Source organism: uncultured Subdoligranulum sp., from assembly GCF_963931595.1.
GTDB lineage: Bacteria > Bacillota > Clostridia > Oscillospirales > Ruminococcaceae > Gemmiger.
On the sequence record NZ_OZ007030.1, the window covers coordinates 2,175,957 to 2,201,614 of the forward strand.

Here is a 25,658-nt window from a genome sequence, read left to right on the forward strand (position 1 = left end):
AAATGCGAGGTATCTATCATGAGAACTGCATTGTCCATCGCCGGAAGTGATTCCAGCGCAGGCGCCGGTATTCAGGCCGATCTCAAAACCATGACGATGAACGGCGTCTACGGCATGACCGCCATCACCGCCCTGACCGCCCAGAACACAACCGGCGTGACCGCCATCTCCGAAGTAACCCCCGAATTTTTGGCCCAGCAACTGGACGCGGTGTTCACCGACATCCGCCCCGACGCCGTCAAGATCGGGATGGTCTCCTCCCCCGCCCTCATCGAGGTCATCGGGGAGCGGCTGCGGTTTTACAAAGCCCAGCATATCGTGGTGGACCCCGTGATGGTGGCCACCAGCGGTGCGCGGCTCATCCGGCCCGAGGCGGTGGAAACCCTGACCCGGGAGCTTTTGCCCCTGGCCCAGGTGGCCACCCCCAATATCCCCGAGGCGGAACTGCTGGCGGGCTGCGCCATCCAGACCCCTGACGAGATGGAGGCGGCCGCCCGGACCATCCGGGAGCGGTACGGCTGCGCGGTGCTGCTCAAGGGCGGGCACTGTGTCAACGACGCCAACGACCTGCTGCTGGACGGCAGCGGCGCCCGGTGGTTCACCGGCAAACGCATTGCCACCACCAACACCCACGGCACCGGCTGCACGCTGTCCAGCGCCATTGCGGCCAATCTGGCCAAGGGCTTTGCCCTGCCCGACGCCGTGCAGCGGGCCAAGGACTACCTGTCCGGGGCGCTGGCCGCCGGGCTGGATCTGGGCAAGGGCAGCGGTCCCATGGACCACGCCTGGACCTTACAGGGACGTTACGCCGAAGAGGCGGACTGAATACACAAAAGGAGCAATAACAAAATGAGTGAACGGAACTATGCCACCCAGATGGAGGCGGCCCGCAAGGGCATCGTGACACCCCAGCTGGAGGTCGTTGCCAAGAAGGAACGGATGACGGTGGAGGAACTGCTGCCCCTGGTGGCCAGCGGCAAGGTGGTCATCCCGGCCAACAAGAACCACACCTGCCTGGACCCCGAGGGCGTGGGCTCCATGCTGCGCACCAAGATCAATGTGAACCTGGGCGTCTCCCGGGACTGCAAGGACTACGACGTAGAGATGCAGAAGGTGATGGCCGCCGTCAAGATGGGCGGCGAGGCCATCATGGACCTGTCCAGCCACGGCAACACCCAGCCTTTCCGCCAGAAGCTCACCCACGAGTGCCCCGCCATGATCGGCACCGTGCCGGTGTACGACAGCGTCATCCACTACCAGCGGGACCTGGACACCCTGACCGCCCAGGACTTCATCGACGTGATCCGGCTCCATGCCGAGGACGGCGTGGACTTCGTGACGCTGCACTGCGGCATCACCCGCAAGACCATCGACCAGATCCGCAAGCACAAGCGGAAGATGAACATCGTCTCCCGGGGCGGGTCGCTGGTCTTCGCCTGGATGTGCATGACCGGCGAGGAAAATCCGTTCTACCAGTATTATGACGAGATTCTCGACATCTGCCGGGAATACGATGTGACCATCTCGCTGGGCGACGCCTGCCGTCCCGGCTGCCTGGCCGATGCCACCGATGTCTGCCAGATCGAGGAGTTGGTGCAGCTGGGCGAGCTGACCAAGCGCGCCTGGGAGAAGGACGTGCAGGTCATGGTGGAGGGCCCCGGCCACGTGCCCATGGACCAGATCGCCGCCAACATGAAGGTGCAGCAGTCCATCTGCATGGGCGCTCCCTTCTATGTGCTGGGTCCTCTGGTCACCGACATTGCCCCCGGCTACGACCACATCACGGCGGCCATCGGCGGTGCCATCGCGGCCATGAACGGCGCGGCGTTCCTCTGCTATGTGACCCCCGCCGAGCACCTGGCCCTGCCCAACCTGGAGGACGTGAAGCAGGGCATCATTGCCAGCAAGATCGCCGCCCACGCCGCCGACATTGCCAAGGGCGTGCGTGGTGCCCGGGAGCAGGACGACAAGATGGGCGACGCCCGCCGAGCCCTGGACTGGGAAGCCCAGTGGGCCTGTGCCCTGGACCCCGAGACGGCCAAGGCCATCCGGGCGGACCGTTCCCCCGAGCATGACGACACCTGCTCCATGTGCGGCAAGTTCTGCGCCGTGCGCAGCATGAACAAAGCCCTGAACGGCGAGCACATCGACATTCTGTAATGGTTTTCTGCCCATAAAAACATCCCGGTGCCTTATCGGCACCGGGATGTTGGCGTTTCAGGGCAAAGTTCCGGACGATGGGTCTGCGGACATCCGCTGGATATCGTCATGGCAGCGGAACAGCAGAATGGCAAAGGCAATGCCCGCCACCGCGCCGCCGATGCTGGCCAGCGTGGCGAAGGCCTCCCCCACCAGCACCCCGAAGAGGGGCAGCACACCGCCCAGCGCGCTGATCACCGCCACAAAGAGGGAGACCGGGCCCTGGGCCTGGCCCGTCCAGATGGTCCGGCGGAAACCGTTGATGGTGGCGATGAGCCGGGCGTAGTAGAAGCCGACCAATCCGAGAATCACCGCGATCAACACCAGGAAGAGCAGTACCACGGGGATCACCGATGTCATATCATAGAAGCCTGTGGCCGCCATCATCACGAAGAAAGAAAGAATGAGCAGCAGCACCATCAACCCCAGCATCACCAGTTGGAAGATCTGCACGCCCCGGATGAGGCTCAAGCCGGCGGTTTTCAGCGGTGCGCCGGAGGTATCCGACGCCGAGACATAGAGCATCCAGAGGCCGGCGACCACCAGAATGTTGGGCAGCTGGCCCACCAGGGTAGACCCCACCGAGGAACCATAAGCCAGGGGCAGCCAGTTGTTCAGCTCGCCCATCCAGCTGCTCGTTCCGTAGGAGCTGCCCATCAGCGAGTAGACCGCTGTGTTGGTGACGGCAGCCATGCCGGAGCGGAAGGTGGATGCCAGGCTGAACACAATCGTGCAGCAGTAGCCGATGGTTGCCGTCAGATAGAGGGGTGAGCGGATGGTCTGCCGCACCCACCGCAGGGTCGGTGGTTCGGTGTCCCACCCCGTGGGGGCCGTGCCGTATGCCGGGCCGCCGTACGGGCCGGTATAGTCCCCGGACCCGGCACCGGGCGTCTGGGCGTAACGGGGACCGGAGCTTTCCCCGCCCTGGGGGCCTTCGCCGGGGGCCTGGGCGTAACGGGGGCCGGTTTCTTCCTCCCCCAGCGGGCTGCCGCAGTGGGGGCAGGCCTTCCAGGCCTCCTCCACAGGCTGACCGCAGACCGGACAGTTTTTCATACATCTTTCCTCCTTTTCCATGGTTTGACACTTCCAGTATACCAACCGGCCTGCAGGCCCGCAAGGGCGGCGGGGGCCCCGCCGGGCTGCCGGGAAGATTTTGCGCAGAACCGACAAGAAACCGTCCTTTTCTTTGTGCGTTCTGCCCGTTTTTTCCACGCAAAATGCCCCGGTCCATACCGCTCCGGGGCCGTCAGGTTGGTTTTACAGCGCCATCTTGTAGATGTTGTACATATCCTCCTCGTGGAGCAGCCGGGCCGAACCCTTGCTGCCGCCGCAGGCAGAAGCACAGCTATGGGCCATGGCGTGCAGCTGCTCGTCGGTGGGATCGATGCCCAGCTCCCGCATGCTGGTGGGCATGCCGATCTCCCGGTAGAAGGCCTCCATGGCCTGGATGCCCTTCTCCGCCGTCTCGGCCTCGGTGGCACCGGGCGTCACACCCATCACGTTCACCGCATACCGGGCAAACCGGCCGGGAATGTTGCCGCAGACATACCGCGCCCAGCTGGGCCAGAGGGCCGCCAGACCGGCGCCGTGGGTCACGTCAAACATGCCGCCCAGCTCGTGCTCCAGGGCGTGGGTGGCGAAGTCGCCGCCGCCGTTGCCGCAGCCCGTCAGGTCGTTGTGGGCCAGCGAACCCGCCCACATCACCTCGGCCCGGGCGTCGTAGTCGTCGGGATGGGTGTGCAGGATCTTCGCCTGGGCCATGACGGTGCGCAGCAACGCCTCGGCGATGGCGTCGGTCAGCTCCATGTTGCCCTGGGAGGTGAAATACCGCTCCATCGTGTGCATCATGATGTCGGTACAGCCGCTCTCGGTCTGGTAGTCGGGCAGGGTCATCGTCAGTTCGGGGTTCATCGCCGCAAACTTGGGCCGGGCCAGATTGTCGTTGTAGGAGCGCTTCTCCCCCGTCTTCTCGTTGGTGATCACCGAGCTGTTGCTGGATTCGCTGCCCGCAGCCGCAATGGTCAGCACCGACGCCACCGGCAGGCAGCCCCTGGCCGTGCGCTTGCTCTCGTAGAGTTCCCACACATCCTTGTCCGGCTCGGCCAGCCCGTAGCCGATGGCCTTAGCCGTGTCGATGGCGGAACCGCCGCCCACCGCCAGCAGGAAGTCGATGCCCTCCCGCTTGCCGATCTCGATGCCTTCATAGACCTTGCTCAGGTGCGGGTTGGGCACCACGCCGCCCAGCGTAAAGCACCGGATGCCCGCCTGCTCCATGGGCTGGATGATGCTGTCCAGCAGGCCGCTCCTGACCACCCGCTGGCTGCCGTACACCACCAGCACCCTGGTGCCGCCGTACTTCTGCACGTGGGCCGCCACCTGGGTCTGGGCGCCCCGGCCGAAGACGATCTCGGTGGGCGAATAGTAGTTGAAATTGTTTGCCATTGGAAATCCCGTTCCTTTCCGCATGTCGTTCCGCACCAGGACAACTTGCCCCGGTACTGTTTATTTTCAGTATAGCACGCCGCCGCACAAAATCAACCGCAGCCTGTGGATTTTCCCGCTTTTTTGCAGGCTGCGGCCGGGGCAGGAAAATACAGTCTGTTATATAAAAAATACAATTTGTACAGTCCCTTGTCGGTTGGGGCTTACGGGGGTATACTGGGGACAAACCGACAGGAGGCATGCTTCATGAAAGTATACGGTTCGCACATCTGCATCGACTGCCGCAACTACCAGGCCCTGCAGGCCCGGCGCGGCTTTGCGGCGGAATTCATCGACATCACCGCCAACACCGCCAATCTCAAGGAATTCCTGGCCCTGCGGGACCACGACCCGGTGTTTGTCCCGGTGCGGGAACACGGCGGCATCGGCATCCCGCTCTTTGTGAACGAGGACGGCCGCAAGACCTTCGACGTGGACGAGGCCCTGGGCTGGATCGGCCAGCCGCCGGTACAGCCGGAGGAAGTGGCCGAGCAGCGCCCCGCCTGCGGCGCGGGCGGCTGCCATTGACTTTGTGATTTATTACAAAGATACACTGTTGACTTTGGCGAAAACAGCAAAATTTCCGGCAGGTACTTGACAAGCGCCGCCGGGTCTGGTACACTCCCAGACAATTCAGCGGGTTAAACCGCTGAAGCAATAAACCGAGGACGCAGAAGAGTAGGCAGAGAACGGAATCTCCCAGAGAGCCGCGGACAGGTGGGAGCGCGGCGGTGACCCCTTTGCCGAATGGACTGCCGAGGGCGGAGCGAACGGGCCAGTGCCCCAGTAGCAACCGACGGATTTCCCCCGTTAGCGGGAACGATGTGTGTTGGCACGTCGGATGAGCGGGCGAAGCGATTCGCCAATTTGGGTGGCACCGCAGAAGCTTTCAGGCTTTTGTCCCAAAGGGTATTTTACACATGCCCTGTGGGACAAAGGCCTTTTTGTTTTGTCCCGCGCGGCACACAGAAAGGAGCCTTCCGTATGAGCACCGAGAAAATCCCCTACAAGATCTACCTGTCCGAAGAGGAACTGCCGCGCACCTGGTACAATGTCCGGGCTGACATGAAAAATAAACCCGCGCCGCTGCTGAACCCCGGCACCGGCCAGCCCATGGGCTACGACGACCTGCGCCCGGTGTTCTGCGACGAACTGATCCGCCAGGAGCTGGACAACGACACCCGGGAGATCCCCATCCCCGACGAGATCCGGGACTACTACAAGACCTACCGGCCCGCGCCGCTGGTGCGTGCCTACAACCTGGAAAAAAAGCTGGACACCCCGGCCAAAATCTACTACAAGTTCGAGGGTAACAACACTTCTGGCAGCCACAAGCTGAACAGCGCCATCGCCCAGGCCTACTACGCCAAGCAGCAGGGGCTCAAGGGCGTCACCACCGAGACCGGCGCCGGCCAGTGGGGCACGGCCCTGTCCATGGCCTGCGCCTATCTGGGTCTGGACTGCAAGGTCAATATGGTGAAGTGCTCCTACGAGCAGAAGCCCTTCCGCCGGGAGGTCATGCGGGTGTACGGCGCCTCGGTGACCCCCTCCCCCTCCGACACCACCCAGGTGGGCCGCCGCATCCTGGCGGAGCATCCCGGCACCACCGGGTCGCTGGGCTGCGCCATCAGCGAGGCGGTGGAGGTGGCCACCTCCACCCCCGGCTACCGCTATGTGCTGGGCAGCGTGCTCAACCAGGTGCTGCTGCACCAGAGCATCATCGGCGTGGAGACCAAGACCGCCCTGGACAAATACGGCGTCAAGCCGGACATCATCATCGGCTGCGCGGGCGGCGGCAGCAACCTGGGCGGACTGATCTCCCCCTTCATGGGCCAGAAGCTGCGGGGCGAGGCGGATTACCGCTTCATCGCGGTGGAACCGGCCTCCTGCCCCAGCTTCACCCGGGGCAGGTTCGCCTACGACTTCTGCGATACCGGCATGGTCTGTCCGCTGGCCAAGATGTACACCCTGGGCAGCAACTTCATCCCGTCGCCCAACCACGCGGGCGGCCTGCGCTACCACGGCATGAGCCCCGTGCTGGCCCAGCTCTACCACGACGGTCTGATGGAGGCCGTGGCGGTGGAACAGACCAGGGTCTTTGAGGCCGCCGAGCAGTTTGCCCGGGTGGAGGGCATCCTGCCCGCGCCGGAGAGCAGCCACGCCATCCGGGTGGCCATCGACGAGGCGCTGCGCTGCAAGGAGACCGGCGAGGAGAAGACCATCCTCTTCGGCCTGACCGGCACCGGCTACTTCGACATGGTGGCCTACGAGAAGTTCCACGACGGCACGATGACCGACACCATCCCCACCGACGCAGAGCTGGAGGCCAGCTTTGCCAACCTGCCCAAGGTACCCGGTCAGGACTGATCTTCATAATAACAGCACGGCGTCCTCCGACAATTGCGGAGGGCGCCGTGCTGTTGGATGGAAGAGAAGATTCCCGGAAGGAAAGAGAATATCAGACGCGGGCGACGGTGTTCAGCCGGGCGTTCAGCGAGAGCAGCGTTTCCTTGGTCAGCTTGTTCTCACCCAGGGTGCCCACCAGGCCGGAGAGCCGCAGCACCGTGAAGCCGCCGATCATCCGGGCGAAATTTTCATCGGGTTCACCGTTTCCGCCCATGCCCACCATGGCCAGCAGGTCGAGAATGACCTGTTTGCCCTCGGGGGCCTTCATGATGTCGCTGATCCTGTCGTTCAGCGAGTAGAAGCCTTCGTTTTCGGTAACATCAAACCAGTTGAGGATGGCGCCGCGTTCCCGCAGGCGATAGCGCTCGTCGGTGGTATCCACATGGCAGATGGTGCCGCTGTCGCGGCAGTCACCGGCCACGGCTTCCAGCTGGGTCACGCCCTGATTGGGCACCGTGAAGCGGAAGAAGTGATCCTCCGCCTGCTGCGCCCCCAGGGAAACCCCGTTGGCAAACAGTTCCACCTGGGGCTGGTTGGAGTAGACGGTGATGCGCACCGTGTCGCCGGTATGGTTCACGAACCGCTTGCCGCACAGGTGGACAAACGGCTCATCGGACAGCCAGGCCTTGTAGGCGTAGAAGGCATCCTTTTTGTACTGGCGGTCGATCGTCACCAGGCCCTTGTGATTCTGGCCGTTCTCGCCGCCCTCGTTGCGGGCGTCGGCGCCGAAGTCAAACATATTCCACACGTGGGTGGCCCAGATATAGGGCCGGCTGAAAAGCTGCTTGATGAGCTCCTCGTGGTAGTAGGCCTGGTATTCCTCAGTGTAATCCCCCTGCTGCGGGGTGTCGGAATGCCAGTTCAGCGCCTCGCAGCCGTACTCGCTGCAGCCGATGGGCAGCGTGGGATGCTCGGCATGGAACTTGTCGAACCAGGGACCGTTCATGGCGGTGTCGCCGCCGTACCAGCCAAAGTAGTGGTTGTAGGAGATGGCATCGGGGATCTCCAGGTAGGGGCTGTCGGTGGGACACATGCTCACCACCGCCATGACGGTGGGACGGGTGGGATCCATGGTGTGGCACAGATCGTTGAGCTCGTGGTGGTTGTCCAGCAGATCGGGGTCCTTGTCGCCCTTCATGGTGATCTCGTTGCTCAGGCCCCAGACCACGATGGATGCATGGTGATGGTTCTGCACGATGAGTTCCCGCATCTGGCTCAGGGTGTTCGCCCGGCCGCCCGGCATATGCCGGGAGATATAGGGGATCTCGGCCCAGACCACCATGCCGCGCTCGTCGCACAGGTCATAGAAGAACTGATCGTGCTGGTAGTGGGCCAGACGGATGGTGTTGGCGCCCACCTCGCAGATCAGGTCCATATCCCGGATGTGGTCTTCCCTGGTGATGGCGTTGCCCTTCTGCCAGCCGTCCTGGTGGCGGGAAACACCGTGCAGCGGATAGCTTTCGCCGTTGAGGAAGAAGCCCTTGTCGGGGTCGATCCTGTAGCTGCGGAAACCGAACCGGCGGCTGACGCTGTCCAGCACCGTGCCGTCCCGGAGCAGCTCGGCGGTGAGGGTGTAGAGGTAGGGGTCCTTGCGGCCATGCCACAGATGGACCTGGTCCACCTGCAGTTCGGTCTTGTCGGCGGCGTTGGTGGTCTGGGCAGCCACGTTGCCGTCGGCGTCGCGGATGGTGTACCGCACGGTGGTGCCGTCGGCGGGACCGGCGATCCAGCGCTCCACCGTGACCTTGCCGCTGACATCGGGGGTCAGGTGCAGGCCGCAGCCGCCGTAATAGGAAAGTTCAAAATGGGTGGCGGGCACGCAGAGGATGTTCACATCCCGGTAGAGGCCGCCGTAGAAGGTAAAGTCCGCCGACTGGGGATAGACCCGGTCGTTGGGGGCGTTGTCCACCGTGATGACCAGCAGGTTTTCGTCCTGCAGCCTGCCGGTGAGCTCCACCCGCCAGGTGGAGTAGCCGCCGTCGTGGTGGGCCAGCTTTTCACCGTTCAGGTAGACATCCGCCGAGGAGTTGGCGCCGTTGACCTCCAGGAAATAGGCCTCCGCTTCGGGCAGGTCAGCGCGCTCCAGCGCCCGCACATAGACAGCGGTGCCGCGCCAGTAGTCGTTGCCGCCGTCCTGGCCGTCAATGTTGTTCCAGCTGTGGGGCAGATTGACCAGGTCCCAGTCGGCGGGGAAGGTTTCGGGCAGCGGGGCTCCCTTGCGGAAAGCCCATTTGTGGTTGATGTTGCAGACAGTTCGCATACAGAAATACCTCCTTATGGATTATGCTTCGGCGGCATGCTTTTCTTTCAGGGCCTGGACGTTCTCCTCCACCTGCTTTTTGTGCAGCGGATACCAGAACCACAGGATGGCGGCCAGCATCATGCCCACCATCATGGTGATCGTGGAGGCGGACTGGGCGGCCGCGTTGTTGTAGTAGTCGGGGTAGACGTAGCCGCTCATGCCCTGCATGGTGAGCTGGGCCAGCAGCATGACGATGGACGCCGCGATGATGGAGATGAGGGCACGGTTGTGTACGGCGCTCCTGAGCATCTGGAGCACCGACTCCTGTTTGCGGTCGGGAGTCTCCACGCGGACACGCTCGATAACCAGATTATAGCACAAAAGATAGCAGACCACGGCCAGGACCGAGAAAACACCGGCCGCGAGGGTGACGCGGGAACCAATGAGGGTTTCCACACCGTCCACCTTCTGGCAGGCGATGAGGGGCAGCCCCACACCGATGACCACACCGGCCAGTGTGCCGCCCATGGTGCGGAAGGTGGACAGGGACTGCCGGTCATCGGGGTCCTCCGAGATGGCGGAAGCCATGGAGCCGTAGGGAATGTTGATGGCCGTGTAGAAGACCGATCCCCACAGGATGCAGGTCACGAACAGGCAGGCGATCTTGGCCCCCATGGGCAGCCCTGCCAGGCTGCTCTGGTAAATCAGGAAGGAGGCAATGGCCACCGGGCCGCACATGCGCAGCAGCCAGGGCTTGAACTTGCCGTGGGCCGTGGTGCGGCTGCGGTCACAGATGCGGCCCATGGTCACATCGGTGAAGGCATCCACGATGCGCGCAATGGTCATGACCAGGCCGACCACACCGGCCGAAACACCCATGACATCCGTGTAGAACTTCATGAGCATCATGGTGGAAAAAATAAAGGTAAAATCGTTGCCGAAGTCTCCGAACAAGTAACCGACCTTGTCGCGGATTCCGAAGGGACGCACCGTGGCGCTGCGGTTCATACAATCACTCCTTAATCCAACAGTGTAGAGGGTAAGTAGAGGGTTAAAATTCGTTGTCCGGACGTTGTATGTATCTTACCAGAATGAGAGCCCCTTATATTAGAATTTTTTCGTGTCAAAATAGTATTATTTTTGTTTTTTCTCTTGTCATTGTGCAGAAAAAGGCGCATACTGTATGTATAGTTTGCCAACGCCGCCAAATGTTCGAGGTATTTTTTGTATGAACTGCGCAAATGAGTTCGCTTTTTTTCTGAAAGTGCTGGAAAAGTCCGGTATCGGCAGCCGGGAATTCACCCTGCCCGCCGAGACCGACCTGGAGATCGACGCCGGTCTGCGCTGGCAGCTGGGGGTGACACCTTCGGTGTTTGCGGGCTGCCAGATGTTTTTCTCCCACATGGAGGCCGGCCCGGTGTATCATGTCACCGACCGGTTTTATCTGCACTATCTGTTTTTTCTGCTGCCCGACGCGCTCCACTGCATGGTCGTGGGGCCTTACCTTTCCATCCGTCCCTCGGGACAGCAGATCCTGGAAACGGCAGAGCACTACGAACTGCCCCCGGCCCGGGCACACCTGCTGGAGGAATTCTACCCCACCCTGCCTCAGATCGCCGACAACAGCCCCTTCTACGCCATGCTCTACACTCTGTGCGAACTGCTGTACGGCCACCAGGCCGAGGTTCGCCCCATCAGTCTGGAGGATGAATTTTCCCCCGCTGCCCTCTCGGTGCCCACCCGGGAGGCCGATCTGCCCGCCGCCATGCAGCGGCTGGAGATCCGCTACCAGCTGGAAGATGACATGCTGCAGGCGGTGACCGACGGAGACCGTCCCCGGCTGCATCAGCTGCTCCACGACGTAGACCTGAATGTGGCGGTGGAACCCCGCCTGGCTGACCCGGTGCGCAACATCAAGAACTACTGTATCGTCCACAACACCGTACTTCGCAAGGCCGCCCAGCGGGGCGGGGTGCATCCCATCTATCTGGATGATCTGTCCCGCACCTGTGCCGCCCGCATCGAACAGCTGCCCACCACCGGCGCCGCCCAGCGGCTGGTGCTGGAGATGGCCGACCAGTATTGTCTTCTGGTGCAGCGCCACAGCAATGACGGGTACTCCAAGCCGGTGCAGACCGCCGTCCTGTATGTCCGCCAGCATCTGTCCGAACCGCTGAACCTGCGCACTGTAGCCGCCGCCCTGGACTGCAACGCCAGCTATTTTTCCGCCCGCTTCAAAAAGGAGACCGGCCAGCCCCTGACTGAATTCATCCTTCAGGAGCGGATGCGGCTGGCGGTCAGTCTGTTGGTCGGCACCCGGCTGCAGGTCCAGACCATCGCCCAGCACTGCGGTTTTCTGGATGTAAACTACTTTTCCCGCATTTTCCGCCAGACCACCGGCACCAGTCCCAGCGAATACCGCAGGACCGGCCGTGCCCTCCAGCTGTGATCTCTTTTCCGGACAGATCCGCCTTTTTGTCCATTGCACCGTATCGCTCCCTTGGGTAAGGTAAAGTCACCCGGGGTGGGTATAAACGGACCCGCACCGCCGCATACCAATGACGGGAGGAACTGTGCATGAAAAACAATCGTCATTCCATCGACCGCAGCCTGATGAACCTGATCCTCTGCATCGGCGAGATCGTCATCGGCGCCTTGCTGCTCATCAACCCCATCGCCTTCACCTCCGCCGTGCTGGTGGCGCTGGGGGTCATCCTCGTCCTGCTGGGCGGTGCCCGCCTGATGGGCTATTTCCGCGCTGCCCCCGAGGTGGCCGCCCAGAGCGGCGGCCTGGTCACCGGGCTGAGCTTTCTGCTGGCGGGCCTGTTCTGCATCTTCCGGTGGGAATGGTTCGTCCTCACCTTTCCCATCCTGACGGTGGTCTACGGGGTGCTCACCCTGGCCAACGGCATCAACAAACTGCAGTGGGCCGTGGACGCTCTGCGGCTGGACCAGAAATACTGGTATCTGGCCATGATCGGCGCCGGCCTGACGCTGGTCTTCGGGGCGCTGATCGTCTTCAACCCCTTCACCACCACCTCGGTGCTGTGGACCTTCATCGGCATTTCGCTGATCATCGAGGCAGTACTGGACATCCTCTGTTTCGTATTCGGGAAAAAATAAGAAAACCCCGGCCGGAGGCAGCAGCCTCCGGCCGGGATGGCTTGTATGAAGCGGTCAGACCGCAAAGGCGGGACGACGGGTGCGGTAGACATAGACCGAGAGCAGCACCGTCAGCACATCGGCTGTGATCTGGGCCCAGACGATGCCGTACATGCCGATGAGGAAATTCAGCAGGTAGAGCATGGGGATGTTGAACACCAGCCACCGCACCACGCCCAGGAACAGCGAGATGCGCCCGTTGCCGAAGCCCTGGAAGATGTAGACGGTGAAAAAGCTCAGGAACATGAGCGGCGTGGCCAGGATGCGGATGCGCAGGAAGGTGGCGGCCAGCGACACCGTAGCGCTGTCCGAGATGAAGACCCGGACAATCCAGGGGGTGAACAGTTCGTACAGCAGGATGCTGGCGGCGGCCACCACCAGGCCGGTGCCCAGAGAGAGCCGGATGACCCGGTTCATCCGCTTTTCGTTTCCCGAAGCGCAGTTGTAGGCCACCAGCGGCACCATGCCCTGGCAGATGCCGATGCCCACGTTGAGGGGCAGCCGCTCCACCTTGAGCACAATGCCGATGGCCGCCAGGGAGGCAAGACAGGTCAGCATGTTGAAGACCGGCAGAATCAGCGAAGCCCCCGCCAGCATATAGGGGTTATTGGTGCGGCCGATATAAAAGGTATCGGCCATGTTGTAGATCAGCACAATGATCTGACTGACGGCGGCCGGCACGATCATCTTTCGCAGCGCCACCGGCACCGGCAGGGACTCAAACAGTTCCTTTTTGTCCATCCGGGCGACCTCCTTTTCCCATAGGGTACAGATTCAGTATACTCCTCCGGGAGAAAAAAGTCATTTCTTTCCCGAAAATGGAAAACCGCAGACACCCCGAAAGGCGTCTGCGGCAGGCAGAATCATTTTGTCAGGAATGCATCCCTTCGCGCTCGGCGAAGGCGATCATCTTGCTGTAGGTTTCCTCGCTGAGATCATGCTCGATCTTGCAGGCATCGTGGGCGGCCACCTCGGGGTCCACCCCCAGCGCCACAAAAAACCGGGTCAGCTTGCGGTGCCGGTCGTAGATGCGCCGGGCGATGACCATGCCGGGCTCCTCCAGGTGGATGTAGCCGTCGCCGTCCACCGAGATATAGCCGTTTTCCCGCAGGTTCTTCATGGCCACGCTGACGCTGGGCTTGGAGAATCCCATGGCCACCGCGATGTCGATGGAACGCACCGAGCCCTTCTGCTCCTGCAGCATGAGGATTTTTTCCAGATAGTCTTCGGCCGATTCATGGATGTTCATCGGCGCGGCCCCCTTTCGGTACGGTATGTGCTACTACTATACCACGGGTCGGGCCTTTTTGCAACCGAAAGCGGGGCGCCGGCCCGCAGACCGACGCCCCGCCGGGGGAGCATCTCAGGATTCGCCGTGGTGGCAGCAACCACCGTGGCAGCTGCTGCATCCACCGCTGCAACTGCCCGAGCAGCCGCAGCTGCCGCCACAGTCGCCGCAGCAGCCGCCCGACTTGTGGTGGCGCCAGAGCAGCCAGCCGGTGCCGCCGAAGATAAGCGCCGCCCCGATGAGGGTAGGCAGGTTGAAATTGACCGCCAGAAATTCCAGCATGTGGGGCACTCCTTTCAGATCAGGTCAGGATTTGGAGCGGATCAGCTTGCGGGTATCCACACTGACCTCGTTGACGTTCTCGTACTTGTTGGGGCGGACCAGCAGCCAGACGGCCAGCGCCAGGATCGCCACCGCCACGATGGTGAAAAAGTTGAAGGCCACTTCGCCGGTGATGAGCCCGCCGATCTGGTAGACCACCAGGGAGGTGCAGTAGGCCAGCAGGCACATATAGCCGATGGCTGCCGCGGTCCACTTGCCGTTGTTCATCTCCCGCTTGATGGCGCCCATGGCCGCGAAGCAGGGGGCGCACAGCAGGTTGAAGATCATGAAGCTGTAGGCCGCCAGCGGGGTGAAGTAAGCCGGGATCTGTGCCCAGATCTCGTCGCCGTTCTCGGAGACTTCGCCCGCGAAGCCGAACAGCACCGCCAGAGTAGAAACGACATTTTCCTTGGCGATCAGGCCGGTGACAGTGCCTACGGTGGCCTGCCAGAAGCCGAAGCCCAGGGGCGCAAAGATAAAGCTGACCGCGCCGCCGATGGACGCCAGCAGGCTGGTGTTGTTATCCTCCACCATGCCGAACTGCCCGTCGGTGAAGCCGAAGCCCTGCAGGAACCACAGCACGATGGTGGACGCCAGGATGACGGTGCCCGCGCGCTTGATGAAGGACCAGCCGCGCTCCCAGGTGGCGCGCAGCACGTTGCCCCAGGCCGGGATGTGGTAGGCGGGCAGTTCCATGACGAAGGGCGCGGGGTCGCCCGCAAAGAGCTTCGTCTTTTTGAGGATGATACCGGAGACGATGATGGCCGCCATGCCGATGAAGTAGGCCGAGGTGGCCACCAGGCCGGAACCGCCGAACAGCGCGCCCGCGAACAGGCCGATGATGGGCATTTTGGCGCTGCAGGGGATGAAGCAGGTGGTCATGATGGTCATGCGGCGGTCGCGCTCATTCTCGATGGTGCGGGACGCCATGACGCCGGGCACGCCGCAGCCGGTGCCCACCAGCATGGGGATGAAGCTCTTGCCCGAGAGGCCGAACTTGCGGAAGATGCGGTCCATGATGAAGGCGACGCGGGCCATGTAGCCGATGTCCTCCAGGATGGAGAGCATCAGGAACAGCACCAGCATCTGGGGCACGAAGCCCAGCACGGCGCCCACGCCGGCCACGATGCCGTCGTTGATGAGGCCGATAAGCCAGTCGGCGCAGCCGATGGAAACAAGGAAACCTTCCACCGCCGGGGGCACGATCTCGCCGAAGAGGACGTCGTTGGTCCAGTCGGTGGCCATGGTGCCGAAGGAGAAGCCGGTGCTGCCCATGGCGATGGTGTAGATCAGCGCCATGATGACCGCAAAGATGGGCAGCGCCAGGATGCGGTTGGTGACGATGCGGTCGATCTTGTCCGACAGGGTCAGGTGCTCGGTGCGGGCCTTTTTCTTCACCGACCGGCTGACCACCGTGTTGATGTAGGCGTAGCGCTGGTTGGTGATGATGCTCTCGGCGTCGTCGTCCATCTCCTTCTCGCAGTCGGCGACGTGCTCGTCGATGTGGCGCAGCAGTTCCGGGTCCAGCCCCAGCTCGGCCTGGACCTTGTCGTCCCGCTCGAACAGCTTGACGGCGTACCACCGCAGGAACCGCGGCTCCACCTTGCCCTGGATGGACTCCTCGATGTGGGCGATGGCGTGCTCCACGCTGCCGGTAAAGACGTGGGGCAGCTCGCCCACCTTGCCCTCTTTGGCGGCCTGGACGGCCAGCTCCGCCGCCTGGCGGCTGCCCTCGCCCTTCAGGGCGCTGATCTCGATGGCTTCGCAGCCCAGCTCCTTGCTCAGGCGCTTGAGGTCGATCTTATCCCCGTTTTTGCGCACCAGGTCGATCATGTTCACCGCCATGACCACCGGGATGCCCAGTTCGATGAGCTGGGTGGTCAGGTAGAGGTTGCGCTCGATGTTGGTGCCGTCGATGATGTTGAGGATGGCGTCGGGCTTTTCCCCCACCAGGTAGCCGCGGGCCACCACTTCCTCCAGCGTGTAGGGCGAGAGGGAATAGATGCCGGGCAGGTCCTGGATGACCACGTCGTTGTGGCCCTTGAGGCGGCCCTCCTTCTTTTCCACCGTGACGCCGGGCCAGTTGCCCACGTACTGGTTGGAGCCGGTCAGATCATTGAACAGCGTGGTCTTGCCGCAGTTCGGGTTGCCGGCCAGTGCGATCTTGATTGCCATTGCCAAAATACCCCTTTCTCTATGCCTGGAACCAGGCGCCTGCTTTGGTCACTCGACTTCCACCATGGCGGCGTCGGCCTTGCGGATGCTCAGTTCATAGTTGCGCACCGTCAGTTCCAGCGGGTCCCCCAGTGGTGCCACCTTGCGCAGGTACACCTGGGTGCCCTTGGTCAGACCCATATCCATGATGCGCCGCCGCACCGGCCCTTCGCCGTGCAGCCGCACCACCGTGGCGGTCTGGCCCACTTTCAGCTCTTTCAATGTCTTCATTGCGTATCCTCCCCGCTTGTTTGTATCGTCACGGCGCATGCGCGCCGCTTCCGTTTCCGTCAGGCCACCAGAATCCGCAGGGCCAGCGTTTTGTCCAGCGCCACCCGACTCTCCTGCACCTGCAGGATCAGGTTGCCCCCCAACACGTTCACCACCGTCACACTGGCTCCCACCACGAACCCCAGCTCCGCCAGGTGCTGGCGCACCTCGTCCCGGCCGGTGATCCGGCAGATGCGGACGGTCTGCCCCGCCTGTACCATCGTCAGCGGCATGGTTGTTCCCTCCTTTGCCGGTTTGCATTTTGTTGTTAGTTTTAACTAATCATCGAGCCCAAAAGAAACGCCGCAACGGGGCGGCGTTGGACCCGGTCAATGTTAGCTATAACTAATCATTTGCTTTGAGAAAGCCGCGCCACACGGTAGGTCCTCCGCACGGCACGGTCCTTCTTGGGAAAACAGGGCGTACACCCTGTGTCTGGCTTGGTTAGTTTTTTCTAACACCGATACTATACCACGGTGCCCGGGGATTGTCAACGGGGATCGCAAAAAAAATCACAAAAAAAGAGAGGGGCCGTGCCCCTCCCTTTGGGAGAAATCAGTAGTTGCTGCTCTTGAGCTCGAAGTAGGCCTGGGGATGGGCGCAGACCGGGCACTTCACCGGCGCGTGCTGGCCGATGTAGATATACCCGCAGTTGCGGCACTGCCAGACCTGCTCGGTCTCCCGGGCGAAGACCTTGCCGGCCTCGATGTTGGCGGCCAGGGCCTTGTAGCGCTCCTCGTGCTCCTTCTCGATGGAGGCCACCATGGTGAAGAGGGCCGCGATCTGGTCAAAGCCTTCCTCCTTGGCCTCGGCGGCCATCCGCGGATACATGGAGGTGTGCTCCTCGTTCTCGCCGGCGGCGGCCATCTTCAGGCAGGTCAGAGTGTCGGGGATCTCGCCGTTCTCCATCAGGAGCTTGAACCAGATCTTGGCATGCTCCTTCTCGTTGTTGGCGGTGGCGTCAAAGATGGAGGCAATCTGCTCATAGCCTTCCTTCTTGGCCTTGGATGCAAAGTAGGTGTACTTGTTGCGGGCCTGGCTTTCACCGGCAAACGCTTCCCACAAATTTTTCTCGGTCTTGCTACCCTTGAGTTCCATATTACTTACCTCCGTTTTATAGAATTCGTTCTGTTATTTCAAGAACCTGTCTTGCTATAGCCTCATTATATCATATTTTTTTACTCTGTCAAGCCTATTTTTAAGAATTATTCTTATTATTTGAAAAATTGCCTGTTGACAAAAATCAAGAAATCGTGTATTGTATCTTTTAAGATAAAGTCTTATTCAGGAAGGAGGCCCGCCCATGACCCGCCAAAAAGCGCTGATTCTGAAAATCATGCATCAGCAGCGCCCGCAGCACCTGACGGCAGACGAGATTTTTTGTCACGCCCGCCAGCAGATGCCCCACATCGCCCGCGGCACCGTGTATCGCAATCTCAAACTGATGGAGCGCGACGGGGAAGTCGCCCATCTGGAAATGGCCGGTGGTCCGGACCGCTATGACTGCAATCCCGTCCCCCACGGACACCTTTTGTGTGACGGCTGCGGTGAACTGACCGACCTGCCGGTGGTGGGACTGATCCGTGAAGTGGAAGCAGCCATCGGCACCGAAGTGCGCGGCTACACGCTGACCATCCACTATCTGTGTCCCCATTGCCGCTCCAAAAACGCACAATGACCCTTCTGCGCCGTACGGCTTGCCGTGCGGCGCTTTTTGCGGTATACTGGCCTTATTATAAAGGAAGCGGGGTACATTCTTATGGCGAAACAGCGCGACGGCGTTCTGGATGCCATGCGCGGCATCGGCATCGTGCTGATGGTGGTGGGACATTCGGGGTTTGCGGGCACGGCCTACATCTATCTCTTCCACATGGCGCTGTTTTTTATGCTCAGCGGGTATTTTTTCCGGCTGGGGGAGGGGCTTTCGGGGCTGCGGCATTTCTGTGTGCGGCGGCTCGTCACCCTGTGGCTGCCCTTTGTGGCCGCCAACACCGTCTTCACGGCCTGCAACAACCTCTTTCTGAAGCTGAACATCCTCACAAACGATGCGCGGATCCTCGATCTGCCCGGCAACCAGATCACCACCCCTGTGACCCTCAAGGACATCATGGGCCGCACCGTTCACTGGTGCGTCTTTGACGGCGGCACCCAGCTGGGCGGCGCCCTCTGGTTTGTCCAGGCGCTGTTCCAGATCTCCATCGTCTATGCGGTGGTGGAGTTCGCCCTGCGCAAACTGCTGGCCGGGCGGGATACCCTGCTGGCTCAGGGGTTTGTGGCAGGGGTGCTGCTGATCCTGGGCTGGCAGTGTTCCCGCACGGGGTGGAACGTCTGGGGGCTGGGCATCGCCGCCAGCGGCTACAGCCTGTTTTACCTGGGCGTGCTGGTCCGCCGCGTCGGACAGCCTGCCCGCACTCCCGCTGTACGGGTGGGGCTGGCCGCGGCCGCCGCGCTGGTGCTGGCGCTGCTGCTGCCCTTCGGTTCGGTGGGGCTCGCAGCCAACCAGTACCCCAGTTGGCTGTTTTTGCTAATGGCCAGCGCCGCCGGCTGGATTCTCGTCTATGAGTGCGCTCACCTGGCCGCCCTGCTGCCCCCGCTGGGCAAAACCCTGGCCGCCCTGGGCCGGGCCACCATGCCCATCGTCATTCTGCATTTTCTCAGCTTCAAGCTGGTGAGCTGGGTGGGATTGCAACTCACCGGCGGCGAGAGTTATCTTCTGGCGGCCTTCCCCACTCTCTTCACCGGCGGGGCCTGGTGGCTGGCCTACACAGTTGTCGGCCTGGCGCTGCCGCTGCTGGCCTACCAGCCCTACCGGGCCGTGAAGCAGGCCATTCTGAAGAAAGGGAGGCCGTCCTGATGGCCAAGGAATACTTTCAGGGAGAGGTCTTTGACGCCCTGGACCCCGGCAGCGTGCTGCGCGGGGTGGAATACAACGACTGCACCTTCAAGAACTGCCGCTGGGACGGCGTGCGCATCGAGAACTGCAGTTTTCTCTCCTGCACCTTCGAGCACTGCACCTGGAGCGGCGTGGTGTTCAGTTTCAGCCAGATGAGCGACGCCTGGTTTTCCGGCTGCGCCTTCCGGTCGGTGGCCTGGGGCGGGCTGCAGGGACGCAGCGCCCTGGTGCAGCCCTTCGGCAAGGCGGAGCGGTGCGAGTTCCGGTACAATGAGTTTTCCGGCATGACGCTGACCCGGTTTGATTTTTCCAGCTGCCGGTTCGGGGACTGCACCTTCGACGACTGCAAACTGGCGGGGGCGGATTTCCGCGGCGTACCGCTGGGCCGCACCCAGTTCAGCCGGTGCGATCTGGAGAAGGCGGATTTCCGGGAGGCCACCGACTACGCCATCGATCCCACCGACAACAGGCTGCGGGGGGCGCGATTCAGCTTCCCCGACGTGGTGGCGCTGCTGAGCGGCTTCGGGCTGAAAATCGAATAACGGCAAAAAGCGGCAAAAAATTTTGCCGCTTTTGTTTTTGTATGACACAAACGGGACCCCGGCGGCGTTATAAGGGTGAAAAGACTCCCACGAAAGGAAGTGATCCGGTATGCAGACCGAGCAGGACCTGGAAAAGCTGGTGCGCGCCTACACCCCACCGCTGCTGCGCTACTGTACGGCGCTGCTGGGCAGCGAGGCCGACGCCCAGGACGCCGTGCAGACCACCTTTGTGAAGGCCTGGCTCCACCGCCACCGGCTGCGGGGCGGCGGGCAGGACAACGAGCGGGCCTGGCTGTACCGCATCGCCTACCGCACGGCGCTGGATATGCTGCGGGCCGCCAGACGGGCGGAGCAGCGCAAGGCACCCGAACCGCCTCCGCCGCCCGACCCCGGCATCCGCGAAAGTCTGCGGGACGCCCTGCGCACGCTGGAGCCGCTGGACCGGGCGCTGGTGCTGGAGCGGGTACTGGACGGCATGGACTACGCCACCCTGGCGAAGATCCATCACCGGCCGGAAAGTTACCTGCGCACCCGCTACCACCGGGCCAAAGGAAAACTGGCCGCACTTTTGGAAAAGGAGGGATTTTGCCATGACACCTGACCGCGACGAAACCCTGCTGCGCCGTGCGCTGCAGGAAGGACTGCACCCCGCCGAGACCGACCTCTGGCCCGTGGTGGCCCAGGCGCTGCCCGCCGGGGAAAAGCGCCAAAAGCGGCGGACCCGGGCCCTGCGGCTGGCGGTATGCATCGGGGCGCCGCTGCTGCTGGCCGCCGGTGCCCTGCTGGGCCGGGTACAGTTCACCAACCTGCGCACCACCCCCCGCCCCAGCTTTGCCCCCGAAAACAACACCGGCTACGCCATCCAGTATGACCAGACCGCCTATGAATTGCCTGACAAGCTGATGGATTCTTTGATGGCGCACTATAATGACGAATGGGACGCCGACGGCGTGCCGCCGATGCATACCTCCTGCGGCGGGCGCAATCTTCCTCCGAAATACGGTCCCGGCGGCCGAGGCTATGACAGCTGGGCCGACCTGACCGAGGCCACCGGCCTGCCCCTTTTGCGAAACGATCTTCTGGACAGCGGTACGCCGGATAACGCCGTTCATTTGATTCCCGATTCCGATAAAATCCCACGTCCCGACAACTGGGAAAACCTCACCATCGACGAATGCAATGCTTTCTACGATGCCTATTTTGAAGAACTGTGGCGTCTGGCCGGTGACTTCCCTGCCGGTTTTACCGTGGAGTGGGCCGAATCGACTCCGCAGTACCTTTATCCCCGCCGGGTGGATGTGCTGAGCAATGGATTCCAGGTGGAAACCCAGGCCCACGTGCTTCTCGCCTCTGCGAGCCAGGCGGCCGGGACCACTGCGCCCAACCACAGTGTCTACTTTGACAAAAAGGCTGCGCTGATCTGGGAAGTGGAAGAATACACGACCCCTTCCGGCATTACTGCGTTGCTGCCGCTATGCACCAGCAACGGCAAGACTTCTCCCTGGCTGAATTCTTACGCTTTCTTTGAGCAGAATGGAATTTTCTACAGCCTGGCAGTAAATTATCCCAACAGTTTTGTAGATGTGGACGATGCCGGTGCAGCCGCCCGCGACGTCCTGAAGGAAGTGCTGGACAGCTTCGAGCCTGCCGCGTAACAAACCGCAGACGCAGGGCCGCGAAAAATGACGTGTTCACACCCCGCATTCACAATTTAGCCAAATTTATACAGCGATATGTCTGCCTGTGCAGGCATATCGCCATTTTTGCTTTTTGAACAAAATTTGTACACAATTTCGCGCTACACTGGGGAAGTAAAAATCCGCCTCAGGCGAAGGGAGCTTCGGAACATTTATGTCGGAACATGACACTGCCGCGCGCCGTCCGCTGGACTGGTTCAAGCGCCACAACCCCCTGCATTGGTTCAAACGTCACAAAAAGCTGACGATTTTTCTGGTTATTCTGCTGCTTATCCTGGCTTTCGTGCTGTCCCAGCTGGGCCGCACCGCAGCCGCCAGCAAGGCACTGACCTATCAGTTCGTGCGCACCACCACCCTGCAGAAGACCAGCCTGACCGACTCGGTCAGCGTCACCGGCACGGTGGCCTCCGGCTCCACGGCCAGCGTCACGGCCTCGGATTCCGTCAAGACCTACAAGGTCACGGCGGTGAACGTGGCGGTGGGCGACACCGTCAAGGCCGGCGACGTGATCGCCACGCTGGACACCTCCGACGTGGAAAAGCAGATCGAGACGGCCCAGCAGAACTACAGCGACACGCTGGACCAGGCCGAGACTTCCTACACCCAGAGCGTGGAGGACCAGTCCACCAACCTGACCCAGCTGCAGGAAGATCTGGCCAATGCCCAGGAGGACTACGACACCCTGGGTCTTGACCGCTATTCCTCCATGCAGGACCCCACCATGGCCGACAAGACCAACCGGGAGATCGTGGAGTACTACTACGGCCTGTACGCCGAGAAGATCGCCCAGCTGGAGAACACCATCGCCAGCCTGCAGATCCAGCTGACCAACGCCCAGAAGGACGGCAACGCCGACCAGCAGCAGGCCATCCAGGGCCAGCTCACCGATTACCAGAGCCAGCTGAGCACCACCAAGGGCCAGTGCAGTATTCCCGAACTGGGCCTGCAGGGGTTTGACACCATCAGCCAGTACTACAGCCAGATCGATCAGCTGCGCCAGGCGCTGGACCAGGCCCAGCAGCAGTACGACAGCGCCGTGACCACCAACTCCCGCAATGTGGACAGCGCCGAGACCAAGCTGGAACAGGCCAGCCGCACCCCCGACACGCTGACCACCCTGCAGTCCACCCTGGAGGACTGCACCCTGACCGCCACCATGGACGGCACCATCACCGAGCTGAACGCCACGGTGGGTTCGGTCTGCACCGGCACGGTGGCCACCATCCAGGACGTATCCGACCTGACGGTGGAGGTCACCATCCCCGCCAGCTCGGTGGGCAAGCTGTCCACCGGCATGCAGTGCAACATCACCAGCGACGCCACCGGCGATGCCACCATCACCGGCACCCTGACCCGCATTGACCCCGTGGCCAACGAGGAAGGTTCCTTCGGCGCCACCGTCACCGTCAACGGCAGCGACACGGGGCTGCTCATCGGCATTTCCGCCCAGGTTGAGATCGTCATCAGCGAGAAGGACGACATCTTCACGGTGCCCCGTGACGCGGTGGGCACCCACGACGACGGTTCCAGCTATGTGCTGCGCAAGACCGGCGGCGAGGGCGTGGACATGACCTTTGAAGAGGTGGACGTGACCACCGGCGATTCCAACGACTATTACATCGAGATCTCGGGGGACGACCTGAACGAAGGCGACGTCATCCGCTCCAGTTCCGACCTGACCCAGGGCATTGAAACCGCCACCCAGGAAGCCGACGGCATGATGGGCGGCCAGATGGTAGTTACCGACGGCGGCGCCATGGCGGCAGCCCCGGCAGGCGGCGGTGACATGGGCGGCGGCCCCGGCGGTGGCGGCGCACCGGGAGGCATGTGAGATGCGCGATACCGAACAATTTGCCAAAGCGGTGGCCGATAAACTGCTGGACGACACCCCGGAACCGGGCCGCAAACTGCGTCTGCCCGACGCACCGGCAGAAGCGCCCCGTCCCCTCATCGAGATGCATGACATCCACAAAAGCTACTACATCGGCAAGCCCAACGAGCTGGAGATCCTCCACGGCATCAGCCTGAAGGTCTACCCCGGCGAGTTCGTGGCCATTGTGGGCGAGTCGGGTTCCGGCAAGTCCACCCTGATGAACATCATCGGCGTGCTGGATAAGCCCACCAGCGGCCAGTACACCCTGGACGGGGTGGACATCCACAGCGCCGCCGACAACGAACTGGCCGCCATCCGCAACCGCAAGATCGGCTTTGTGTTCCAGACCTACAACCTCATCGGCCGGCAGAGCGCCCTGAAAAACGTGGAGCTGCCCATGCTCTACGCCGGGGTGCCGGGCGGCGAACGCACCCGCCGGGCCAAGGAATGGCTGACCCGGGTGGGAATGGCCGAGCGGATGAAACACCAGCCCAACGAGCTGTCCGGCGGACAGAAACAGCGTGTGGCCATCGCCCGGGCGATGGTGAACGAACCGGCGCTGATCCTGGCCGACGAGCCCACCGGCGCCCTGGACAGCCAGACCAGCCGCGTCGTCATGGACCTGTTCCATGAGATGCATGAAAAATACCACAAGACCATCGTGCTGATCACCCACAACCCCCAGCTGGCCGAGGAATGCCAGCGGGTGCTGACGCTGCGGGACGGCCTGATTGTGAGTGAACGAAAGGGGTCCGGCGAACGTGCAGCTCTTTGAGAATATCTCGATGGCGCTGGCCAGTGTGCGCAGCAACAAGATGCGCAGTCTGCTCACCATGCTGGGCATCATCATCGGCATCGCGGCGGTCATTGCCATCGTCACGGTGGGCAACAGCATGACCGGCACCGTCACCGATTCCATGTCGGGCATGGGCGTGAGCAATATCACGGTCAGCCTGACCCAGAAGGATTCCGACGACACCTCCGGCACCGCCCAGGGTGTGACGCTGCGCCGGTTCATGGACTCCACCCCCGCGGCGGACGATCTGATCACCGACCAGATGATCGATGACTTCACCGCCGCCTTCCCCACCGAGGTCAGCCGCATCGAGCTGACCCAGGAGGTGGGCAACGGCACCATCGAAAAGTACGGCGATCCTACCACCACCATCACCGCCGCGGTGTCGGGCGCCAACGCCGCCGAACTTCAGGCCATGGAGGACAACACCCCCATCCTGGCCGGCCGCTGGCTGGACGACGACAGGGACGCCGGCCGCAAGGTGGCTGTTGTATCGGAAAAGTTCGTGGAACAGGCCATCGGCGGCAGCAACCTGGACGCCATCGGCAAGTCCTTCACGCTGACCATCAACAAGAACCTGTATACCTTTTATATCACCGGTGTCTATGAGTACACCGAGAACGTCTACGCCAGCATGTTCGGCGTCACCGACGACGACCAGATCCAGACCAACATCTACATCCCGCTGGATGTGGCCAAGTCCATCACCGGCGCCGACCCCGGCTACCAGAGCATCACGGTGGTGGCGGCCTCCGGCGTGGACGTGACCAGCTTCGTGGACACGGTGGGCAGCTTCTTTGCCAGCTACTACACCTACAACGACACCTGGACCGCCAGTGCCTCCAGCATTTCGAGCCTTGTGGAATCCATGACCGAGATGCTGGACACCCTGTCCCTGGGCATCTCGGCCATCGCCGCCATCTCGCTGCTGGTGGGCGGCATCGGCGTCATGAACATCATGATGGTCTCGGTCACCGAGCGCACCCGGGAGATCGGCACCCGCAAGGCCCTGGGCGCCCCCGGCTCCGCCATCCGCATGCAGTTCATCACCGAGAGCGTCATCCTCTGCATGATCGGCGGCATCATCGGCGTGGCGCTGGGCATCGGCCTGGGCGCCCTGCTCAGCAGCGTGGTGGGCATGTCCGCCAAACCCAGCATCGCCTCCATCCTCATTGCGGTGGGTTTCAGCATGGCCATCGGCGTCTTCTTCGGGTACTACCCCGCCAACAAGGCCGCCAAGCTCAACCCCATCGACGCGCTGCGCTACGAATAAA

General features: G+C 62.2%; 25 protein-coding genes. 14 read left to right on the forward strand and 11 right to left on the reverse strand.

Going from position 1 to position 25,658, the window contains the following annotated elements; genetic code table 11:
• Positions 1 to 18: 18 nt before the first annotated feature.
• The gene (gene thiD, locus ABGT73_RS10520) at positions 19 to 825 is read left to right on the forward strand and encodes a bifunctional hydroxymethylpyrimidine kinase/phosphomethylpyrimidine kinase (RefSeq protein ID WP_346669657.1); all 807 of its coding nucleotides are present in this window, start codon (positions 19 to 21) and stop codon (positions 823 to 825) included.
• 24 nt (positions 826 to 849) lie between these two features.
• The gene (gene thiC / locus ABGT73_RS10525) at positions 850 to 2,160 is read left to right on the forward strand and encodes a phosphomethylpyrimidine synthase ThiC (RefSeq protein WP_346669658.1); all 1,311 of its coding nucleotides are present in this window, start codon (positions 850 to 852) and stop codon (positions 2,158 to 2,160) included.
• 57 nt (positions 2,161 to 2,217) lie between these two features.
• Here thiC and ABGT73_RS10530 read toward each other — a convergent pair whose 3' ends face one another.
• Both ABGT73_RS10530 and ABGT73_RS10535 read right to left on the reverse strand, forming a co-directional pair.
• Positions 2,218 to 3,252 (reverse strand): zinc ribbon domain-containing protein, encoded by a 1,035-nt coding sequence (locus tag ABGT73_RS10530; protein WP_346669659.1) that lies wholly within the window; start codon positions 3,250 to 3,252, stop codon positions 2,218 to 2,220.
• Between the two features lie 204 nt (positions 3,253 to 3,456).
• Positions 3,457 to 4,641: an iron-containing alcohol dehydrogenase gene (locus ABGT73_RS10535; protein ID WP_346669660.1), complete on the reverse strand. Its 1,185-nt coding sequence runs from the start codon at positions 4,639 to 4,641 to the stop codon at positions 3,457 to 3,459.
• A gap of 246 nt (positions 4,642 to 4,887) precedes the next feature.
• Here ABGT73_RS10535 and ABGT73_RS10540 point away from each other — a divergent pair, with 246 nt between their 5' ends.
• Both ABGT73_RS10540 and ABGT73_RS10545 read left to right on the forward strand, forming a co-directional pair.
• Positions 4,888 to 5,208 carry a hypothetical protein gene (locus ABGT73_RS10540; RefSeq protein WP_346669661.1) on the forward strand — a complete coding sequence of 107 codons (321 nt, stop codon included), beginning with the start codon at positions 4,888 to 4,890 and terminating at the stop codon, positions 5,206 to 5,208.
• Between the two features lie 456 nt (positions 5,209 to 5,664).
• On the forward strand, positions 5,665 to 7,047 hold the full coding sequence (locus ABGT73_RS10545) for a TrpB-like pyridoxal phosphate-dependent enzyme (RefSeq protein ID WP_346669662.1): 1,383 nt from the start codon (positions 5,665 to 5,667) through the stop codon (positions 7,045 to 7,047).
• Between the two features lie 91 nt (positions 7,048 to 7,138).
• On the opposite strand, the gene ABGT73_RS10550 is transcribed toward ABGT73_RS10545, so the two are convergent.
• Both ABGT73_RS10550 and ABGT73_RS10555 read right to left on the reverse strand, forming a co-directional pair.
• A complete protein-coding gene (locus tag ABGT73_RS10550; RefSeq protein ID WP_346669663.1) occupies positions 7,139 to 9,346 on the reverse strand; it encodes a glycoside hydrolase family 2 TIM barrel-domain containing protein in 2,208 nt (735 codons plus the stop codon).
• 21 nt (positions 9,347 to 9,367) lie between these two features.
• Positions 9,368 to 10,336 (reverse strand): MFS transporter, encoded by a 969-nt coding sequence (locus ABGT73_RS10555; RefSeq protein ID WP_346669664.1) that lies wholly within the window; start codon positions 10,334 to 10,336, stop codon positions 9,368 to 9,370.
• Positions 10,337 to 10,556: 220 nt separating this feature from the next.
• Between ABGT73_RS10555 and ABGT73_RS10560 the strand changes: the two genes are divergently transcribed.
• The gene (locus tag ABGT73_RS10560) at positions 10,557 to 11,777 is read left to right on the forward strand and encodes an AraC family transcriptional regulator (protein WP_346669665.1); all 1,221 of its coding nucleotides are present in this window, start codon (positions 10,557 to 10,559) and stop codon (positions 11,775 to 11,777) included.
• 128 nt (positions 11,778 to 11,905) lie between these two features.
• Entirely contained in the window at positions 11,906 to 12,451 is a 546-nt protein-coding gene (locus ABGT73_RS10565) for a DUF308 domain-containing protein (RefSeq protein WP_346669666.1), read from the forward strand.
• 54 nt (positions 12,452 to 12,505) lie between these two features.
• Here the strand turns inward: ABGT73_RS10565 and ABGT73_RS10570 are convergent, their stop codons facing one another.
• The 7 genes from ABGT73_RS10570 to rbr form a co-directional block, all read right to left on the reverse strand.
• Positions 12,506 to 13,231: an MATE family efflux transporter gene (locus ABGT73_RS10570; RefSeq protein ID WP_346669667.1), complete on the reverse strand. Its 726-nt coding sequence runs from the start codon at positions 13,229 to 13,231 to the stop codon at positions 12,506 to 12,508.
• Between the two features lie 130 nt (positions 13,232 to 13,361).
• Positions 13,362 to 13,739, reverse strand: a complete 378-nt coding sequence (locus ABGT73_RS10575) for a metal-dependent transcriptional regulator (RefSeq protein WP_346669668.1) — start codon at positions 13,737 to 13,739, stop codon at positions 13,362 to 13,364.
• Between the two features lie 114 nt (positions 13,740 to 13,853).
• Complete coding sequence (locus ABGT73_RS10580; RefSeq protein WP_346669669.1) at positions 13,854 to 14,060, reverse strand: FeoB-associated Cys-rich membrane protein; 207 nt, start codon at positions 14,058 to 14,060, stop codon at positions 13,854 to 13,856.
• A 24-nt stretch (positions 14,061 to 14,084) separates the two neighbouring features.
• The gene (gene feoB, locus ABGT73_RS10585) at positions 14,085 to 16,274 is read right to left on the reverse strand and encodes a ferrous iron transport protein B (protein WP_346669670.1); all 2,190 of its coding nucleotides are present in this window, start codon (positions 16,272 to 16,274) and stop codon (positions 14,085 to 14,087) included.
• Between the two features lie 48 nt (positions 16,275 to 16,322).
• Positions 16,323 to 16,544, reverse strand: coding sequence for a FeoA family protein (locus tag ABGT73_RS10590; RefSeq protein ID WP_040917371.1), 222 nt, complete (start codon positions 16,542 to 16,544; stop codon positions 16,323 to 16,325).
• Positions 16,545 to 16,603: 59 nt separating this feature from the next.
• Entirely contained in the window at positions 16,604 to 16,816 is a 213-nt protein-coding gene (locus ABGT73_RS10595; protein ID WP_346669671.1) for a FeoA family protein, read from the reverse strand.
• Between the two features lie 322 nt (positions 16,817 to 17,138).
• Positions 17,139 to 17,681 (reverse strand): rubrerythrin, encoded by a 543-nt coding sequence (gene rbr, locus ABGT73_RS10600; RefSeq protein ID WP_346669672.1) that lies wholly within the window; start codon positions 17,679 to 17,681, stop codon positions 17,139 to 17,141.
• Positions 17,682 to 17,886: 205 nt separating this feature from the next.
• Between rbr and ABGT73_RS10605 the strand changes: the two genes are divergently transcribed.
• The 8 genes from ABGT73_RS10605 to ABGT73_RS10640 all read left to right on the forward strand — a co-directional run bounded on the left by ABGT73_RS10605 (position 17,887) and on the right by ABGT73_RS10640 (position 25,657).
• Entirely contained in the window at positions 17,887 to 18,261 is a 375-nt protein-coding gene (locus tag ABGT73_RS10605; protein ID WP_346669673.1) for a transcriptional repressor, read from the forward strand.
• Positions 18,262 to 18,342: 81 nt separating this feature from the next.
• Positions 18,343 to 19,437 carry an acyltransferase family protein gene (locus ABGT73_RS10610; RefSeq protein WP_346669674.1) on the forward strand — a complete coding sequence of 365 codons (1,095 nt, stop codon included), beginning with the start codon at positions 18,343 to 18,345 and terminating at the stop codon, positions 19,435 to 19,437.
• The gene (locus tag ABGT73_RS10615) at positions 19,437 to 20,018 is read left to right on the forward strand and encodes a pentapeptide repeat-containing protein (protein WP_346669675.1); all 582 of its coding nucleotides are present in this window, start codon (positions 19,437 to 19,439) and stop codon (positions 20,016 to 20,018) included. The genes ABGT73_RS10610 and ABGT73_RS10615 overlap by 1 nt, the downstream gene beginning before the upstream one ends.
• A 109-nt stretch (positions 20,019 to 20,127) precedes the next feature.
• On the forward strand, positions 20,128 to 20,619 hold the full coding sequence (locus ABGT73_RS10620; RefSeq protein ID WP_346669676.1) for an RNA polymerase sigma factor: 492 nt from the start codon (positions 20,128 to 20,130) through the stop codon (positions 20,617 to 20,619).
• Positions 20,609 to 21,673 carry a hypothetical protein gene (locus ABGT73_RS10625; protein WP_346669677.1) on the forward strand — a complete coding sequence of 355 codons (1,065 nt, stop codon included), beginning with the start codon at positions 20,609 to 20,611 and terminating at the stop codon, positions 21,671 to 21,673. The genes ABGT73_RS10620 and ABGT73_RS10625 overlap by 11 nt, the downstream gene beginning before the upstream one ends.
• A gap of 196 nt (positions 21,674 to 21,869) precedes the next feature.
• The gene (locus ABGT73_RS10630) at positions 21,870 to 23,546 is read left to right on the forward strand and encodes an efflux RND transporter periplasmic adaptor subunit (RefSeq protein WP_346669678.1); all 1,677 of its coding nucleotides are present in this window, start codon (positions 21,870 to 21,872) and stop codon (positions 23,544 to 23,546) included.
• A gap of 124 nt (positions 23,547 to 23,670) precedes the next feature.
• A complete protein-coding gene (locus ABGT73_RS10635; RefSeq protein ID WP_346670331.1) occupies positions 23,671 to 24,363 on the forward strand; it encodes an ABC transporter ATP-binding protein in 693 nt (230 codons plus the stop codon).
• Positions 24,350 to 25,657, forward strand: a complete 1,308-nt coding sequence (locus ABGT73_RS10640; RefSeq protein ID WP_346669679.1) for an ABC transporter permease — start codon at positions 24,350 to 24,352, stop codon at positions 25,655 to 25,657. The genes ABGT73_RS10635 and ABGT73_RS10640 overlap by 14 nt, the downstream gene beginning before the upstream one ends.
• Position 25,658 lies beyond the last annotated feature (1 nt).

Bases quoted from the DNA above. Each gene is read 5' to 3' on its own strand.
- thiD (WP_346669657.1), top strand. From the start codon at position 19: ATGAGAACTGCATTGTCCATCGCCGGAAGTGATTCCAGCGCAGGCGCC.
- thiC (WP_346669658.1), top strand. From the start codon at position 850: ATGAGTGAACGGAACTATGCCACCCAGATGGAGGCGGCCCGCAAGGGC.
- ABGT73_RS10530 (WP_346669659.1), bottom strand. From the start codon at position 3,252: ATGAAAAACTGTCCGGTCTGCGGTCAGCCTGTGGAGGAGGCCTGGAAG.
- ABGT73_RS10535 (WP_346669660.1), bottom strand. From the start codon at position 4,641: ATGGCAAACAATTTCAACTACTATTCGCCCACCGAGATCGTCTTCGGC.
- ABGT73_RS10540 (WP_346669661.1), top strand. From the start codon at position 4,888: ATGAAAGTATACGGTTCGCACATCTGCATCGACTGCCGCAACTACCAG.
- ABGT73_RS10545 (WP_346669662.1), top strand. From the start codon at position 5,665: ATGAGCACCGAGAAAATCCCCTACAAGATCTACCTGTCCGAAGAGGAA.
- ABGT73_RS10550 (WP_346669663.1), bottom strand. From the start codon at position 9,346: ATGCGAACTGTCTGCAACATCAACCACAAATGGGCTTTCCGCAAGGGA.
- ABGT73_RS10555 (WP_346669664.1), bottom strand. From the start codon at position 10,336: ATGAACCGCAGCGCCACGGTGCGTCCCTTCGGAATCCGCGACAAGGTC.
- ABGT73_RS10560 (WP_346669665.1), top strand. From the start codon at position 10,557: ATGAACTGCGCAAATGAGTTCGCTTTTTTTCTGAAAGTGCTGGAAAAG.
- ABGT73_RS10565 (WP_346669666.1), top strand. From the start codon at position 11,906: ATGAAAAACAATCGTCATTCCATCGACCGCAGCCTGATGAACCTGATC.
- ABGT73_RS10570 (WP_346669667.1), bottom strand. From the start codon at position 13,231: ATGGACAAAAAGGAACTGTTTGAGTCCCTGCCGGTGCCGGTGGCGCTG.
- ABGT73_RS10575 (WP_346669668.1), bottom strand. From the start codon at position 13,739: ATGAACATCCATGAATCGGCCGAAGACTATCTGGAAAAAATCCTCATG.
- ABGT73_RS10580 (WP_346669669.1), bottom strand. From the start codon at position 14,060: ATGCTGGAATTTCTGGCGGTCAATTTCAACCTGCCTACCCTCATCGGG.
- feoB (WP_346669670.1), bottom strand. From the start codon at position 16,274: ATGGCAATCAAGATCGCACTGGCCGGCAACCCGAACTGCGGCAAGACC.
- ABGT73_RS10590 (WP_040917371.1), bottom strand. From the start codon at position 16,544: ATGAAGACATTGAAAGAGCTGAAAGTGGGCCAGACCGCCACGGTGGTG.
- ABGT73_RS10595 (WP_346669671.1), bottom strand. From the start codon at position 16,816: ATGCCGCTGACGATGGTACAGGCGGGGCAGACCGTCCGCATCTGCCGG.
- rbr (WP_346669672.1), bottom strand. From the start codon at position 17,681: ATGGAACTCAAGGGTAGCAAGACCGAGAAAAATTTGTGGGAAGCGTTT.
- ABGT73_RS10605 (WP_346669673.1), top strand. From the start codon at position 17,887: ATGACCCGCCAAAAAGCGCTGATTCTGAAAATCATGCATCAGCAGCGC.
- ABGT73_RS10610 (WP_346669674.1), top strand. From the start codon at position 18,343: ATGGCGAAACAGCGCGACGGCGTTCTGGATGCCATGCGCGGCATCGGC.
- ABGT73_RS10615 (WP_346669675.1), top strand. From the start codon at position 19,437: ATGGCCAAGGAATACTTTCAGGGAGAGGTCTTTGACGCCCTGGACCCC.
- ABGT73_RS10620 (WP_346669676.1), top strand. From the start codon at position 20,128: ATGCAGACCGAGCAGGACCTGGAAAAGCTGGTGCGCGCCTACACCCCA.
- ABGT73_RS10625 (WP_346669677.1), top strand. From the start codon at position 20,609: ATGACACCTGACCGCGACGAAACCCTGCTGCGCCGTGCGCTGCAGGAA.
- ABGT73_RS10630 (WP_346669678.1), top strand. From the start codon at position 21,870: ATGTCGGAACATGACACTGCCGCGCGCCGTCCGCTGGACTGGTTCAAG.
- ABGT73_RS10635 (WP_346670331.1), top strand. From the start codon at position 23,671: ATGCATGACATCCACAAAAGCTACTACATCGGCAAGCCCAACGAGCTG.